General features: G+C 39.1%; 13 protein-coding genes. 7 read left to right on the top strand and 6 right to left on the bottom strand.

Annotated elements, in window-relative coordinates:
* The first annotated feature begins 15 nt into the window (after nucleotides 1-15).
* Nucleotides 16-387, top strand: coding sequence for a hypothetical protein (locus tag NC799_RS07515; protein WP_272445785.1), 372 nt, complete (start codon nucleotides 16-18; stop codon nucleotides 385-387).
* A gap of 32 nt (nucleotides 388-419) precedes the next feature.
* Here the strand turns inward: NC799_RS07515 and NC799_RS07510 are convergent, their stop codons facing one another.
* Entirely contained in the window at nucleotides 420-776 is a 357-nt protein-coding gene (locus tag NC799_RS07510) for a hypothetical protein (RefSeq protein ID WP_272445784.1), read from the bottom strand.
* A 222-nt stretch (nucleotides 777-998) separates the two neighbouring features.
* Here NC799_RS07510 and NC799_RS07505 point away from each other — a divergent pair, with 222 nt between their 5' ends.
* The 5 genes from NC799_RS07505 to NC799_RS07485 all read left to right on the top strand — a co-directional run bounded on the left by NC799_RS07505 (nucleotide 999) and on the right by NC799_RS07485 (nucleotide 8,992).
* On the top strand, nucleotides 999-3,368 hold the full coding sequence (locus NC799_RS07505) for a heavy metal translocating P-type ATPase (RefSeq protein ID WP_272445782.1): 2,370 nt from the start codon (nucleotides 999-1,001) through the stop codon (nucleotides 3,366-3,368).
* Between the two features lie 545 nt (nucleotides 3,369-3,913).
* Nucleotides 3,914-4,525, top strand: coding sequence for a copper resistance CopC family protein (locus tag NC799_RS07500; protein WP_272445781.1), 612 nt, complete (start codon nucleotides 3,914-3,916; stop codon nucleotides 4,523-4,525).
* Nucleotides 4,526-4,591: 66 nt separating this feature from the next.
* Nucleotides 4,592-6,475: an LTA synthase family protein gene (locus NC799_RS07495; protein ID WP_272445780.1), complete on the top strand. Its 1,884-nt coding sequence runs from the start codon at nucleotides 4,592-4,594 to the stop codon at nucleotides 6,473-6,475.
* Between the two features lie 151 nt (nucleotides 6,476-6,626).
* On the top strand, nucleotides 6,627-8,609 hold the full coding sequence (locus NC799_RS07490) for a heavy metal translocating P-type ATPase (RefSeq protein WP_272445778.1): 1,983 nt from the start codon (nucleotides 6,627-6,629) through the stop codon (nucleotides 8,607-8,609).
* 158 nt (nucleotides 8,610-8,767) lie between these two features.
* Nucleotides 8,768-8,992 (top strand): hypothetical protein, encoded by a 225-nt coding sequence (locus NC799_RS07485; RefSeq protein WP_272445777.1) that lies wholly within the window; start codon nucleotides 8,768-8,770, stop codon nucleotides 8,990-8,992.
* Nucleotides 8,993-9,660: 668 nt separating this feature from the next.
* On the opposite strand, the gene qoxD is transcribed toward NC799_RS07485, so the two are convergent.
* The 5 genes from qoxD to NC799_RS07460 form a co-directional block, all read right to left on the bottom strand.
* Nucleotides 9,661-9,942 carry a cytochrome aa3 quinol oxidase subunit IV gene (qoxD, locus tag NC799_RS07480; RefSeq protein ID WP_272445775.1) on the bottom strand — a complete coding sequence of 94 codons (282 nt, stop codon included), beginning with the start codon at nucleotides 9,940-9,942 and terminating at the stop codon, nucleotides 9,661-9,663.
* A gap of 2 nt (nucleotides 9,943-9,944) precedes the next feature.
* Nucleotides 9,945-10,541, bottom strand: coding sequence for a cytochrome aa3 quinol oxidase subunit III (gene qoxC / locus NC799_RS07475; RefSeq protein ID WP_272445774.1), 597 nt, complete (start codon nucleotides 10,539-10,541; stop codon nucleotides 9,945-9,947).
* Nucleotides 10,538-12,487, bottom strand: a complete 1,950-nt coding sequence (qoxB, locus tag NC799_RS07470) for a cytochrome aa3 quinol oxidase subunit I (RefSeq protein ID WP_272445773.1) — start codon at nucleotides 12,485-12,487, stop codon at nucleotides 10,538-10,540. The genes qoxC and qoxB overlap by 4 nt, the downstream gene beginning before the upstream one ends.
* A 42-nt stretch (nucleotides 12,488-12,529) precedes the next feature.
* Complete coding sequence (gene qoxA / locus NC799_RS07465; protein ID WP_272445772.1) at nucleotides 12,530-13,435, bottom strand: cytochrome aa3 quinol oxidase subunit II; 906 nt, start codon at nucleotides 13,433-13,435, stop codon at nucleotides 12,530-12,532.
* A gap of 384 nt (nucleotides 13,436-13,819) precedes the next feature.
* Nucleotides 13,820-14,560 (bottom strand): ZIP family metal transporter, encoded by a 741-nt coding sequence (locus NC799_RS07460; RefSeq protein ID WP_272445771.1) that lies wholly within the window; start codon nucleotides 14,558-14,560, stop codon nucleotides 13,820-13,822.
* Between the two features lie 171 nt (nucleotides 14,561-14,731).
* Between NC799_RS07460 and NC799_RS07455 the strand changes: the two genes are divergently transcribed.
* Nucleotides 14,732-15,694: a cation diffusion facilitator family transporter gene (locus tag NC799_RS07455; RefSeq protein WP_272445770.1), complete on the top strand. Its 963-nt coding sequence runs from the start codon at nucleotides 14,732-14,734 to the stop codon at nucleotides 15,692-15,694.
* Nucleotides 15,695-16,244: the final 550 nt, after the last annotated feature.

Raw genomic sequence — 16,244 nt, 5'->3', positions numbered from 1 at the left:
GAGGGGAACATACAATTGGTAAGAGAACAACCATTAACGATTAAGTATATAGTGGGCTTGATGTACATTTTGATATTTTTTCTTGCGAGTTTTATAACTAGTATGTGGTCGACAACATCATTCAAAGATATGGTCATTGTCACTGCTACTGTCACCATTTACTGGTATATCTCACTATTGATAACAAAGCCGTTTAAAAGTTTACATGATTTTCGTATTTTAAGTATAAAGACCGTCGTTAGTCTACTCGTTATTTTAGTTGTCATAATCATTCAGCAATTTATTTTCATTAATATTCCGTTTAGCAGTAGTTTCGTTTTTTTCGGAATTAGCTTAGTCCTGCTGCTGCTGTTTCATTGGATTGTGAATGTAGTGGTAACAAAGTGAAAAAAGCGCATCTTTAAAAAGATGCGCTTTTCTTATTTTCTCCTTATGCTTGAGCGTCTTTGGCCAAATGTGCGGTCGATTATGATGGCTAAAACAGCAATGGCAATCAAAATAATCATATCTCTAAGTATGTGTGAGTACGTCATTTGGTTACGAATGATATAAGATTTAATTTCTGGCCATGTATAAGTGTTGTAGTTGATGAAAGAGATGTCACTCTCATTCAATTTTTTGTCATTGGAAACAAGAATGTCATAGTTTACTAAGTAATCGTTATTATAAAAAGGGATATTCCCATAGGTGATACTAATGATTAATGGAATGATCAAAACCAGGATGAAGCAGATAATAAGCGGGTTTAATCTAACCTTTCTTCGCCTTCCCCTCACTACTGTCACCTCCATAGTTAATGTTATTCATATACTTTACTGAAATATTCATAAGAATTTAACGGACTTTAACTGGAAAGAGTTACCACCCAATTGTAGATAATTTTGGAATAGTTATTGCTTTCATTTATATATATGATAATATATTCATATAAACACAAAAGTTATTCTGTTTAATGAATTGTAAAACAATATAAATATTTAAAAGAAGGTGAAATGAACATGGGTGCTGCTCGAAAAATTAAGCAGGAGTATTTATTAGAAGGCCTTGATTGTGCTAATTGTGCCGCTAAAATTGAAAATGGCGTGTCTAAGGTCAAGGGTGTTGACAATTGTTCCGTTAACTTTGCTACTAAAACAATATCGTTTGATGTGGAGGAGCAACAACACAGCGAAGTATCCGGCAATGCGAAGAAAGTAATCACTAAACTTGAACCTGGCATTGATGTCAGGGATAAAAACCAAGCGAGTAAATCAAAGGTTTTTTTATTAGAAGGTTTAGACTGCGCCAATTGTGCAGCTAAGGTTGAGAAGCATGTTGGTAAAATGGATGGTGTAGCTAGTTCAAACGTTGACTTTGTCTCGAAAAAGTTAACAGTCGAATTAAATACTGCGGACGATTTGTCAGAAACGATCAAACAAACGGTCACTCGTCTAGAACCACACATTCATCCAAAAGAAATGGGTGCTAACCAAAGTCGTGGACACGATCATGACGATGGGCACGGACATGATCACAGCCACGAAGGTGGAATTAAGCCACTAATTACGAGATTAGTTATTGGTTCAATTATTTCGATTATTCCATTCTTAGGTGACTTTATACCAGGCGTAGAAATTGCGTTATTTGCCATTGGTTACCTAATTATAGGTGGGGACATCGTTTGGAGAGCTATTAGGAACATCTCAAGAGGCCAAGTGTTCGATGAGCACTTTTTAATGAGTATTGCAACGATTGGTGCCTTTTTGATTGGGGAATATCCTGAAGGTATTGCCGTCATGTTGTTCTTCCAAGTTGGTGAACTATTCCAAAGTATTGCGGTCAATCGTTCTCGTAATTCGATTAGTGAATTGATGGACATCCGACCTGATTATGCAAACTTGCAAGTCGATGGGGAAACGAAGACAGTAAGCCCTGAAGAGGTAAAGGTTGGCGATTATATTGTTGTTAAACCAGGGGAGAAGGTACCGTTAGACGGTAAGGTAGTCAAAGGGAATTCGTTAGTCGATACGTCTGCTCTAACAGGTGAATCACTCCCACGCGATGTCGAAGCGGGTAGTGACGTATTATCAGGCTTTATTAATAAAAATGGTGTGATAACAGTTGAAGTTACAAAGCCTTTCGCTGATTCGACTGTCAGTAAAATATTAGAACTTGTTCAAAATGCAAGTGGACGAAAAGCACCTACTGAAAAATTCATTACTAAGTTCGCTAGATATTATACACCTGTAGTAGTAATCATTGCGGCGTTAGTCGCTCTTATTCCACCACTTGTCGTTCCGGGTGCAACATTTTCTGAATGGATATATCGTGCATTAATCTTCTTAGTTATTTCTTGTCCTTGTGCATTAGTAGTTTCAATTCCACTTGGATTTTTTGGCGGAATTGGTGGTGCAGCGAAGCAAGGGATCCTTGTTAAAGGTGCAAACTATCTAGAAGCGTTGAATAGTGTGAAATACGCTGTTTTTGATAAAACAGGGACACTAACAAAAGGTGTTTTTCAAGTAACACATGTTGAGCCATCTAGTAATGTGACAAAAGACGAACTATTAGAATATGCAGCATATGCTGAAGTCCACTCCAATCACCCGATTGCAACGTCGATTTTAAACGCATATGAAAAACAAGTAAATGAAGCGCACGTTTTAAATTATAATGAGGTTTCTGGTCACGGTATAGAAGTAGAAGTAAATGGGAAACAAATCCTTGCTGGTAATAGTAAGTTAATGGTTAAAGAGAATATCGAGGATGTGACACCTAGTAAAGTAGGTACTGTTGTCCATGTAGCGGTTGACCACGTCTATGCCGGTCATATAATTATTTCCGATGAAATAAAAGACGATGCAATCAAAGCGATTAAGGAATTAAAAGCATTAGGTATTAAGAAAACAGTCATGCTAACGGGAGATTCCAAGGCTGTTGCTACAGAAGTAAGTGAAGCATTACAATTAGATGAATTTTATGCAGAGCTTCTACCACACGAAAAAGTCGAAATGATGGAAAAAATTGATGAACAAAAGTTAGCTGGTGAGAAGTCCATCTTTGTTGGTGATGGAATTAACGATACACCAGTACTTGCCAGAGCAGATATCGGGGTTGCAATGGGTGGATTAGGTTCAGATGCAGCCATTGAAGCCGCTGATGTTGTCATTATGACGGATGAGCCATCTCGTCTAGCTGATGGGATTAGAAAAGCACGATACACAAGAAAGATTGTTTGGCAAAATATATCCCTAGCACTAGGTATTAAAGCTATTGTTCTATTACTAGGTGTACTAGGCTTAGCAACGATGTGGGAAGCAATTATCTCAGATGTTGGGGTAACCTTGTTAGCCGTATTGAACTCAATGAGAGTTTTACGCAATAAATAGTTGTTTTGTTTTGCTAATATGCTAGATAAATAGGAACGAATACAGCCCCCGAATTAATTTTGGGGGCTGTCTCTATTAAAAGTTAACAAATCCTTAAGGTTAAGCAGGGAATCTTTGTGACAAAGATTTTCTGCTTAAGCTTGCCTTAGACTAACGCGCGACTTGCGCTTTTGTTACAAGGTAAGAAAGTGAGATGTCTAGCTCCGGCACAGAATCGAGGTTGAATTCGGACAGAAAAGAGTGAATCCGAGTAGATTGAGTCCGAATTGAGGGTGAATTCGGACAGAAAAGAGTGAATCCGAGTAGGTTGAGTCCGAATTGAGTGTGAATTCGGACAGAAAAGAGTGAATTCCCGCTTCACCAGCCATTACGAGGCTTGTCTTACGCTTTTCAGGGGTGGGCAAGGCGCGCCTTGCGTTTTTCTTATTTCATTAAGCAAAATTTTCCTGATTTAGGTAGATAGTTGAACTAATAATATAAAGGATTTAAAATGTAGAGAGCTAACATAATAGGATAAAACTTAGATACATAGTAGGGGGATAAACATGGTTAACGGAATTAAGCTTGTCGCAATTACTTTCATACTTTTCACCACATTTATGAGTACAGTTAATGCACATTCCGTATTAGAAGAGGCAAATCCAGCTGAAGGTGAAACAATGGAAGGTCCACTTTCAACGATTGAACTATCGTTTAATACGAAGCTTGAAAACGGCAGTACCATCTATTTAGTTAATGACGAATCGGAGGAAATAGAAGCCGCTTCGATAAATTTAGAGGATAACGTGTTAACAGGGGTTTTCGATGATTTAAAGTCGGGTAACTATACTGTTATGTGGAGAATTATCGGAACAGATGGTCATTTAATCGAAAATGATTACTCATTTACGATAAATAATGCTGATGAAGATAGATCTGAATTAGAAGGCGATGATCAAGTAATGCAATCGGATGCCAGTGATTCAACGGATGAAATAGATAACCAAGACCTAAGCCAGGGAGAAACAGAAAAAGAAACCCTGCCCGAACAGAAAACCAGTGCTGAAGAAAAGGACGAAGACACTGTAACCAGTTCCATACCAATTACAACAATTGCTATCGTAATTTTAGTTGGCTTACTGAGTTCATTACTATTCATATTAAAGAAGAAAAAATAAAAAATTTGTAATGAACATTTCGAAATTTTTAGTATAGTATTGCATAATAAGGAGGATTTTTTAAAAATGAATAGAAAACGAGATGGTCAGTCCTTGTTTGTCCTTGCATCCCTATTGTTTGGGATAAAAACATATATGATGTACCGGTTTATGTTTGGTTTACAACTAGATAATGGGTTGGAAGAAATATTATTGTTCATAAATCCACTTGTCTCTGCGTATCTAGTCTTTTCTTTAAGTGTCTTATTTGAAGCTAAAAAGCGTCAAATGGCACTGATTCGATATGCTACCATTATTGGAACGCTTATTCTTTACTTTAATCTTGTGTTTTATCGGTCCTTTACCGATTTTATTACCATCCCGCAGTTATTCCAGTTAAGCAATATGGGTGATTTGGGGTCAAGTATCTTGTCATTGATGAAGCCGTATGATTTGTTGTTAATCCTAGATGTTGGCCTCATTTGGTTTTTAAGCAGAAATGAAAAGATGGCAGTTAGCTTTAACAAGAAAGAAAAGACAACAGCGATTGCAGTTGCAATCATGCTCCTCTTTGGTAATTTAATTTTGGCTGAAATCGAACGACCGCAGCTATTTACTCGTGGATTTGACCGTCAATATATTATCAAAAATGTTGGCCTATTTAACTACCATATCTATGATGTAATCGTCAATTCGAAGGTAAGCTCACAGCGAGTGTTTGCTGATAAAAGTGAACTGAGCGACATTAAAGATTATGTCGAGACGATTCGAACGGATGAAAAAACAGACATGCTTGGTGCTGCTAAAGGTAAAAATGTCATTTTTATCTCATCGGAATCCATGCAAAACTTTGTCATTAATAGAGAGGTAAATGGACAAGAGATCACACCATTTTTAAATAGTTTAGTGGAAGATGAGGATACCTTTTATTTTGAAAACTTTTACCAACAAACGATGCAAGGAAGAACATCTGATTCAGAATTCCTAGTCGAAAATTCTCTCTATCCGCTGCCACGAGGCGCTGTTTTCTTTACCAATGGACAAAATAAATATAATGCCATGCCTCAATTATTAAAGGACCAGGGTTATTATACATCTGTATTCCATGCCAACAACAAAAGTTTTTGGAACAGAAATCAAATGTATGACAACATCGGCTATGATTATTTTTACGGACAAGATTCCTATCAAATCACCGAGCAAAATTCGGTTGGCTGGGGTCTAAAGGATAAAGCCTTTTTCAAGCAGTCGATCAAATATTTGCAATCGTTGGATCAACCGTTCTATACTAAATTTATTTCATTGACCAATCACTTCCCGTTTGAATTAGGAGAAGAAGACCGATCGATTGAGCCGTATGATTCTGGCTCAAAAACGTTAAATAATTATTTTCCAACCGTGCGCTATGCGGATGAGGCATTTGAGCAATTTTTCAACCAGTTAAAGGACGCTGGCTTGTACGAGGACTCGATTATTGTCATTATGGGTGACCACTATGGTATTAGTGAAAATCATTATAATGCATTAAGTGGCTATTTAGGTAAGGATGAAATTACACCGTACGATGATATAAATCTCCAACGTGTTCCGTTATTTATCCATATTCCAGGGAGTGGAAAAGGTAAAGTAATGTCTGAGGTTGCTGGACAAATTGACGTAAAACCAACACTGCTTAACTTGTTAGGTGTTGAAAATAGAAATGATATTTATTTTGGCAACGATTTGTTTGCAAAAGATCGCAAAGGATATGTAGCGCTTCGTAATGGTGATTTCGTCAGCGATGATTATATTTCCACAGCTGGTATTTGTTATGATAGAGAATCTGGTGAGCCATTAAGTGATGGTAGTGGCATTGGTGATTCACGAGAAAATCCGTGTCAGCCAATCCAAGAAAAAGTAAAAAAAGAACTAAGTTATTCTGACAGTATTATTTACGGAGATTTATTCCGTTTTACCAATTTTGAGGAATAACGATTAATGGGACCTATTTCAGTATGCAAACTATGCTGTTGAATAGGTCTTTTTTGTTTGTGAAGAATCGTGATAGAGCATGTAATAAAGCAAAAACCCGTTTCAAATTGCTCGGAAAAGGTTATTATATAGGTAAAGGAGGTCGAATTTTATGGCTAGTGAAAAAAATATCAACCAAGAAGAAGAGGACCATAGTGGTGGTATATTTGGACCGAATACAGAATTAATATTTTCGATACTGTCTGGGGCCTTGTTGGGGCTTGGATTTATTCTTAGTATAATAGATGGAATGCCAGATTGGCTTAGTTTCGCCCTATACATAGGAGCATACTTTTTTGGTGGTTACTATACGGCCAAAGAAGCAATTGTCACAGTGGCAAAAGGAGGATTTGAAATTGATTTCTTAATGCTACTTGCGGCGATTGGTGCTGCTGTGTTAGGAGAATGGGCGGAAGGTGCCCTGTTATTGTTCCTGTTCAGCTTAGGGCATGCTTTAGAACATTTTGCTATGAATAAAGCTCGTAAATCAATTGCCGCCCTATCTGATATGGCACCAAAGACGGCGATTATTCGTAAAGGAGATCAACAACAAGAGATTCCAGTTGAGGATTTAAAAATAGGTGACATTGTCATAGTAAAGCCAAACAGCAAAATCTCAGCAGATGGTGTTGTCGTAAAAGGGAATAGTAGTGTCAATCAGGCACCAATTACTGGGGAAAGTGTACCAGTCGATAAGCGACCAATTGACGACCCGACAATCGATTTTCAAAAGGAGAGCAATTTACCGTCGTCAGAAAATCGAGTTTTTTCTGGTACGATTAACGGTGCCAATGTGCTTGAGGTTAAAGTGATCAAGGAAGCTAAAGATTCTACCTTGTCGCGCCTAATTAAGCTCGTCAATGAAACGGAAGCACAAAAATCACCTACCCAGCTATTTACCGATAAATTCGAAAAATATTTTGTTCCGTCGGTACTAGTATTAGTCGTCTTGTTATTGTTTGCCTTTTTAGTCATTGATGAACAGTTTAGTGATAGTTTTTATCGAGCGATGGCTGTATTAGTTGCTGCAAGTCCGTGTGCGCTTGCTATATCGACGCCAAGTGCTGTGCTTAGTGGGGTGGCAAGAGCAGCCAGGGCTGGTGTACTCGTTAAAGGCGGTAGTCCACTCGAAGATTTAGGCGGACTGACAGCTCTTGCATTCGATAAAACAGGGACACTAACCAAAGGGGAACCAAAATTAACCGATGTAGTGCCGTATGGGAAAACGAATAATGAGGAATTACTAGCTGCAGCCTTTGCTGTTGAAAATTTAAGTGATCACCCATTAGCAAAAGCTGTCGTGACCGGTGCGAAAGAAAAACTAGGTGATCAGAAAGTGGAAGAAGCTCACACATTGGAATCGGTAACGGGCCGAGGTGTTAAAGCGAGTTGGCAAGGGGAAGAAGTAGTCATCGGTAACAAAGGACTATTTGAAGAGGAATTGTCCATTTCGCTACCTGAGGAGATCGTATCGACAGTTAATCAGTTGGAGCATGACGGGAACACAACGATGATTGTTCGAAAAGGTGATACCTTTTTAGGGACAATTGCACTGATGGATACACCTAGAGAAGAAGCAAAAAGTATCATCACGCGGTTGAAAGAAATCGGCATTAAGCGAATGATCATGCTTACTGGTGACAATCAACGGGTTGCTGACAGTGTTGCTAAGTCAATCGGGATAACTGATGCATGGGGTGGCTTGTTGCCAGAAGATAAGGTTGACGCAATCGACAAATTAAAGCAACAAGAAAGTAAAGTGGCGATGGTCGGTGATGGGGTTAATGATGCCCCAGCAATGACGAAGAGTACGGTTGGGATAGCAATGGGGGCTGCAGGTTCCGATGTGGCACTCGAAACGGCCGATATTGCTCTTATGAAAGACAATTTAAATGATTTACCGTTTGCAATCGCTCTAAGTAGGAAAAGTAAAAGTATTATTAAGCAAAATTTATGGTTTAGTTTAGGAGTCACTGCTGTACTTATTCCTGCAACTATCTTTAGTCTTGCTGGAATTGGTCTCGCCGTCCTCATTCATGAAGGCTCCACACTTATTGTTGTCTTTAACGCATTACGGTTATTAGCGTATAAATAAACATGAAACGAAAACCCTTTGAATCGAATAATTCAAAGGGTTTTTTGAAAAGCTATTAATAAAGCAACAACAAATTTGACTCAAATGTGACAATTGGGTGAATATAATTTGACAATTTTGTGAATGTGTAAGATAATATCAATAAAGAGGGTGATAAGATGGAAATTTTAAATGCCGTGAAATTAATTGGTGGAACGGTGCTAACGATTGGAATTGCTCTATTTATGGTTGGTATATTTGCAAACGGTTACAGTTTGATGATTGCACTAGGAACTGGTACAGTGATTGGAGCTGTTTTTATTTTCTTAATGGGTGTATTCTTAGTAGCATCCGAAGAAATGTTACGAAAAACTCATGAAGGTAATAAGAAAATTCTGTCCTAATAGTTACACAAAAAAGTTGATTAAATAAAGTGAAGGCAGAAACGTTACATCTCAACGTTTCTGCCTTCTTTTAATAGATAAGACAGTATAAAAAGATCCAAGATCTGTCTAGCTCCGGGCGCCTACCCGTAAGTCAACCCTCTACATGGCAAAGACCGCCATTACGAGGCTTGTCTTACGCTTTTCAGGGGTGGCAAAAGTGCATTCCTGGGTTTTGTAGGGGATCTTAGATTCAGGATACCTTTTTGACTACCGACCTACCCCTGCTAGCGTTGAAACGGTAGTCAAAGACCGCTATTAACGCCCGACCGAGCCGTTCCAGCGTTGAAACGGTAGTCAAAGACCGATATTAACGCCCGACCGAGCCGTTCCAGCGTTCAAACGGTAGTCAAAGACCGCTATTAACGCCCGACCGAGCCGTTCCAGCGTTGAAACGGTAGTCAAAGACCGCTATTAACGCCCGACCGAGCCGTTCCAGCGTTGAAACGGTAGTCAAAGACCGCTATTAACGCCCGACCGAGCCATTCCAGCGTTGAAACGGTAGTCAAAGACCGCTATTAACGCCCGACCGAGCCGTTCCAGCGTTGAAACGGTAGTCAATTGTGCTCCATTTCGTAGCCCGCCTCGAGGTCTTAGGCTGGACAAGGCGCGACTAGCGCTTTTCTTTTCTAGTAACCCCAAATCAATGTTAACAAGGAGCCGAAAATTGTAACTAAAGCGATAAATACGCCGTAATAGACGGTTGTATAAATCGACCATTTATCTTTAGATTCACCGGCGTGCATGAAGACTACGAGCTGGACACCGGCCTGGACAAATGCTGTCACTAGTAGAATGGTCATTGCTACTTGATAAGACATGTCAACAAAATAAACAGCAAGAGCAATAACGGTAAGAAGTAACGAAAAGAAATAGCCCATTACTTGTTTTGCAGGGAATAATTCTCTCACGATTATATCATTCCTTTCAAGTAGACGAAGCTAAAGATGAATATCCAAACTACATCTAGAAAATGCCAGTATAACGAAAATATAAACGACTTATTCGCTGTTTCAGGTGTTAATCCGCGTGTAATTAACTGATAAATAATAAAGCTTCCCCAAAATAAACCAAAAGTAACGTGGGCCCCGTGTGTACCTAGCAGTGTGAAAAGGGCTGATGAAAACCCACTCGTTTGAAGGGTCAATCCTTCGTCAATATATTGGGTAAATTCATATATCTCTACCCCGACAAATCCTAGGCCAAGTAGTAAGGTAACGATGAAGAAATTAATCGTCGCCGTTTTACGGCCAAGTCGCATCGCGTGCACGCCAAGTCCAATCGTAAAACTACTTGTCAGTAGCAGGAATGTTTGGATCATGAGCGTATCAATGACAAATACCTCACCGTCTGATGGACCGGACCCAGTGCCGTTTCGTAACAGAAAATAACTTGCGAAAAGCGTTGCGAAAAGCGCAATTTCAGCACCTAAGAAAATCCAAAATCCTAAGATGTTTAATCTATTTTGCTCGGTACTATATTCGAGAGGCTGTGAGTGATCTACTTTCACTTTTTAGCACCTCCTAATTTTTCCTCTGTTTTTGTAATTTCTTCAACAGAAATGTGGTGTCCATGGTCTTGCTCCAAGGAACGGTGGGCCATGCAGGAGAAAATCCCAATAGCTGCAATAATTGCTACTACCCACATACTAAATACTAAAGCAAATCCTAGGAGGAAGAAGAAACAACACATAATAAACGGAACACCACTATTATTTGGCATGTGAATTTCTTTATAGTTCCCTTTAAATAACTTGTGACCTTTTTTCTTTGCGTCCCAGAACGCTTCTAATGACTGTACTTCCGGTGTAATAGCAAAGTTATAATCAGGCACAGGACTATGTGTTGCCCATTCTAATGACCGTGCATTCCATGGATCTGAGCTAATATCCCTTGATGCATAACGCGTACTATAATAGATATTGTAAACAATTAAGATGAACCCGATAGCAAGCATCGATGCACCGATAAATGAAATCATGTTCCATATTCCAAAGCCAGTTGACTCAGAATAGGTGTACATTCGGCGTGCCTGTCCATCTAAACCGGAAATAAACATCGGGAAGAAGGCAAGACAGACACCAACCGCAATCGCCCAAAACGATGCTTTTCCTAATTTCTCATTTAACATAAAACCAAACATTTTTGGCCACCAATAGAATAAACCAGCAATCATCGCAAAGACAACGCCCGGAATAATCACTAAGTGGAAGTGTGCAACTAAGAACATCGTATTATGGTATTGATAATCGGCGCTAGCCATTGCGAGCATTACTCCCGTTACACCACCAATGGTGAAAATAGGAATGAACCCAACCGAATAGAGCATCGCAGTTGTAAATTCAATTTTTCCTTTCCAAAGGGTTAGTAACCAGTTAAATATTTTAACCCCAGTTGGCACGGCAATCGCCATTGTCGAAATGGAAAAAATGCTATTGACGAGTGCGCCTTGTCCCATCGTAAAGAAATGGTGAACCCAGACAAGGAAAGAAAGAGCTGAGATCGCAACAATCGAGATGACCATCGACTTATAACCATACAAGTTACGTCTCGCAAAGGTTGGGATAATCTCACTGTAAATACCAAAGGCCGGTAAAATAAGAATATATACTTCCGGATGGCCCCAAACCCAGAAGAAGTTGGCCCAAAGCATATCCATTCCACCATTATCGATAGAAAAGAAGTGGGTACCGAATAAACGGTCCATTGTCCCCATGGCAAGCGCAACGGTGAGGACAGGGAAAGCAAAAACGATAATCAGATTCGTAATTAGCGCTGACCAAGTAAACATTGGCATTTTCATTAATGTCATACCAGGTGCACGCATTTTTAAAATAGTAACAATAAAGTTAATCCCGGTAATTAATGTACCAAGACCAGCAATTTGAATCGATAGCATGTAATAATTAGTTCCGACAGAAGGACTAAACTCATTTCCTGCTAGTGGGAAATAAGACGTCCAGCCTGAGTCTGGTGAACCACCGATAACGAATGAAATGTTAAATAGCATTGCTCCCATAAAATATAGCCAAAAGCTAAGTGCATTTAAACGTGGGAATGCAACGTCACGTGCACCAATTTGTAGTGGAGTGACAAAGTTCATTAAAGCCATAACAAACGCCATTGCCATAAACAAAATCATAACAACGCCGTGAGTGGTGAACACCTCATTGTATTCTTGTGCATTTAAAAAAGTGTTATCTGGTATAGCGGTTTGAGCACGCATCATTAATGCATCAACACCGCCACGGAATAGCATTAATAAAGCAGAGATTAAATACATAATACCTATTCGTTTATGGTCAACCGTTGTTAACCATTCACGCCACAGGTAGCCCCACTTTTTGAAATAGGTAATACCGACAAGGATTGCAAGCATTGTTAATCCAATGGCAACCATTGAAGCATAGATGGTAAAAGTAGGATTTGGCACGGCAAATCTATCAAAGAATTCCATGTTGTTGTGACTCCTTTCTGAATGAAATGTATGAATCGTTAATCAATTTTCCATTGAATCTTCCATGGAATCGTTCATCTCTTGTTCTGTATTTTCCGTCCCATCCGATTCTTTTGCCCCATGATGTGTCGTTGGTGGTGGGGAAAATTCTAAATGTGTTCCGGTATATGTTTCTTGGCCTAAGCGACCTGGTTCTAGAAGCTGATTAAACTTATCTTCAGTCAAAGGTTCAGCTGTTGCTTGGATCTCTTCTATCCATGTTTGATAGTCAGCGGGTGGTAATGCTGTCACATTAAACGTTTGTTCAGCAAACCCTTCCCCTGTGAAACTAGCATTACGTCCCATATATTCCCCTGGTTCTGTTGCAGCGAGATTTAGCGTATTAACCATGTTAGCCATTGCGTACTTTTGCCCGGCAAGTTGCGGAACCCAGAAGCTTGCAATTGGCCCATAAGCATATAGTTTAAATTCGATTGGCCGGTCAGTTGGGATGAAAACATAGTTAACAGTCTCAATGTTTTCTTCAGGATAACTAAAATGCCATTTCCAGTTGGAGGAGGCGGCATAAATAACTAATGGCTCATCGTTTTCATATCCTTTTGGTTTACCTTCCACCTCATAGGTGCTCTTCACGGTAATTACCGAAAGAAAAATTACGATAATAATTGGAATACCAACACAAATTATCTCGACCCATTTATTTCCTTTAATGTAGGGTGGCTCGTAATCATCCGCTTGATTTCTTGCGCGATATTTCACAAGCATAACGATCAAAAGAATAAAAACAACGATAACAATAATTAACATCGTCCAAATCGATGTCATAATAACATCTGCTGTTGTTTCAGCCTGAGGTCCTTTCGGGTCCAGAACGGTTAATGATTGGCATCCAGTCAAAAATATAAGGAAAGCAAATATAGAACTAAATAAAATAAGTTTTTTCGTCACAGAGTATAGCTCCTTTCTCTAGCTGTATAGGTGTAATTTTTATCACAGAAACAATCTCTAAAATATAGTACTAGTCAAATCAATAAATAACAAGATAAATAAAATTATGTCACATATTGTTCATCTAATAGTTACGGATTTATGACAATTAGCATTTGGTGAATTTTTTATAGTTTACACGAAAGATTGCTTTATTATTAAAAATAGCCAAGAAAACCGAAGACCTCGAGGCGGGACAGGCGACAGATCTTGGATTTTTTTAAACATTAAAAAAGTCCGAGCTAACTGTTAGCTCGGACAACGCTGTTCTAGAAAGATTAAGTAAGTATCGGGATTAGGAGATGTTTACTGATCCTTGCCGGGTGAGGTCAGCAAAAACGACTATTAATGAATTTGGACAAATTCTACATACATGACAATCGTAAATAAACCTAAGCCAACATATTGAAAGAATTGAACTGGCCTTAGTTTTGAATACGATTTTAATAGTAGCTCTAGCACACTTACATAGCCGAGTGTTCCAATCGAGATGCCAATAAAGGTTGCTCGAACGTGACTGTCTTGGAAAAATGGTTGCTGTCCAAGTACTAACGCAAGAAAAAAGAAAATGATTAATAGAAAGGAGAAAGATGTAAAAGAGATCGTCGAATAAAGCACACTACCTGCACTAACTAAAGACAGGAATAGGGCAAGCCCTTCAGGAATTTGATGGATAATAAACGAAAAGACTAATTCATTCGACAGCTTTGAATAAATCGAATTGGAACTAATCGCAATTCCAGATGGGAGGTTGTGAATGGCAACAGCAATGACTAAAAAAATCGTACTGTAAGAAATTGCTTTATGCTTTGGTTGTCTTTCCTTGATTGCATCTGTAAACAAGTGAATTTGATGCATTAAAACAATACCAATTAATACACTTATGGCAACCCCAATCCAATCAAAGGAGCGAGACGATTCCGGAATAATCTCAAATAGGATTAAGCCAAGTAAAAGCGAGCCCGCATAAACATAAATTTTATTTACTTGCCGAATCAGTTTATTAATTACTGCGCCAAGTAACCCTCCGAAAATAAGTCCAGTGAATGCTAGTAGACTTATGTAAACCATCGTTTCTAATTCCATTCATACCACTCCTTTAGGTTGTTTAGTTCAGTACGGATTTCTGAGTCTCTTTGACAAAGCATATCATCAGATAGTTGATTTTATGATTGTTGTCCACATTAAATTGTACTTGCCAATGGTAATATATATGATAATATATTCATATAATATTTTTTGTTAGGAGGGATTGCTTTGGGACACGGACACGATCATGGCCATGATCATACCCATGGCGCTAATAAAAAGGCATTATTAATTAGTTTTATCATCACAACCGTGTATATGATTGTAGAAGTAATTGGTGGGTTCATCACGAACAGCCTTGCTTTACTTTCAGATGCTGGGCACATGTTAAGTGATTCAGTATCCTTAGGGATTGGTCTTGCGGCATTTATTTTAGGTGAGAAAGTTGCCAACTACAGTAAAACTTATGGATATAAACGCTTTGAAATACTTGCAGCGATGTTAAATGGGGCAACCTTAATTTTAATAGCGCTCTATATTTTTTACGAAGCGTATCAACGGTTTACTGATCCGCCAGAAGTTGCTTCCTTTGGTATGTTAATTGTTGGTACGATCGGGCTTTTTGTCAATATTTTGGTAGCGTGGATTCTTTTGCGCCAAGGTGATACCAATGAAAACCTAAATTTACGAGCGGCATTTTTACATGTCATCGGCGATATGCTCGGCTCGGTTGGGGCAATCATTGCGGCTCTATTGATTATGTTCTTTGGCTGGGGCTGGGCAGATCCACTTGCAAGTGTGATTGTTGCTGTACTCGTCTTGATTAGTGGCTTTAGAGTAACGAAAGATTCGATTCACGTATTGATGGAGGGTGCACCACGAAACATTGATATGGAGGATATCATTGATACGTTAAAAAATATCCCTGGAATTAAAGGTATCCATGATTTGCACGTATGGAGTATTACAAGTGGACAGCATGCATTATCATGCCATGCTGTTGTAGGAGAAAACCTAACGTTTACCGAAAATCAAAAGTTACTTCGGGCTGTTGAGTATGAATTAGGACATAAAGGAATTAACCATGTTACCGTCCAGCTTGAAAGCAGTGACCACCCACATGAAGATTCCGTCATGTGCCAGGTGAAAGAACAAGAAGGACACAATCACAATCACCATCATCATCATTAAGGGAAAGCTTAGGGGCGGTTCACTTTGACTTTTTTAGTCGGGGTGAGCCGTCTTTTATTTTTGAAAGGCGAAAATCCTGCCTTAGGTGGTGTAGGGGTTAGCCAGAACCTTTTAATGGGGCGTGACTGGCGTTTTTGTTCAAAAGCTGTTTTCGTATAGTTTGTTGCTTTTGACTGCGCATTAGATGGATAATGCGCACTAACCTCTGAAAAAAGATCCAGTGTTAATCAACCGCTCCGGAAATACACTTCGCGCACCTTAGGTGGCTGATGAGCCTCCTCGAGCTGAAGCTCTGCGTGGTCTCACCGATGCCATTCCTCCAGCAGGAGTCTGCGTGTATTTTCTACGCTTTATTAGTGTTTATATTCTCTTTTGTAAAATCCCGTGCGTTCGCGCAGATAATGGGTGCCCATTATCAACAGAATTGAGGGCAAATTAACAAAAAGTGTCGATGATGCACCTGATTATCAACAGAATTGAGTTCAAATTAATAAAATCTGTCGATGAGGCACCTGATTATCGACAGAATTGAGTGCAAATTAATAAAATC

Source organism: Aquibacillus salsiterrae (assembly GCF_028416595.1).
GTDB classification, from domain to species: domain Bacteria; phylum Bacillota; class Bacilli; order Bacillales; family Amphibacillaceae; genus Aquibacillus_A; species Aquibacillus_A salsiterrae.
Note: the sequence above shows the minus strand (reverse complement) of the source record. Positions and strands in the feature narration are given on the sequence as shown.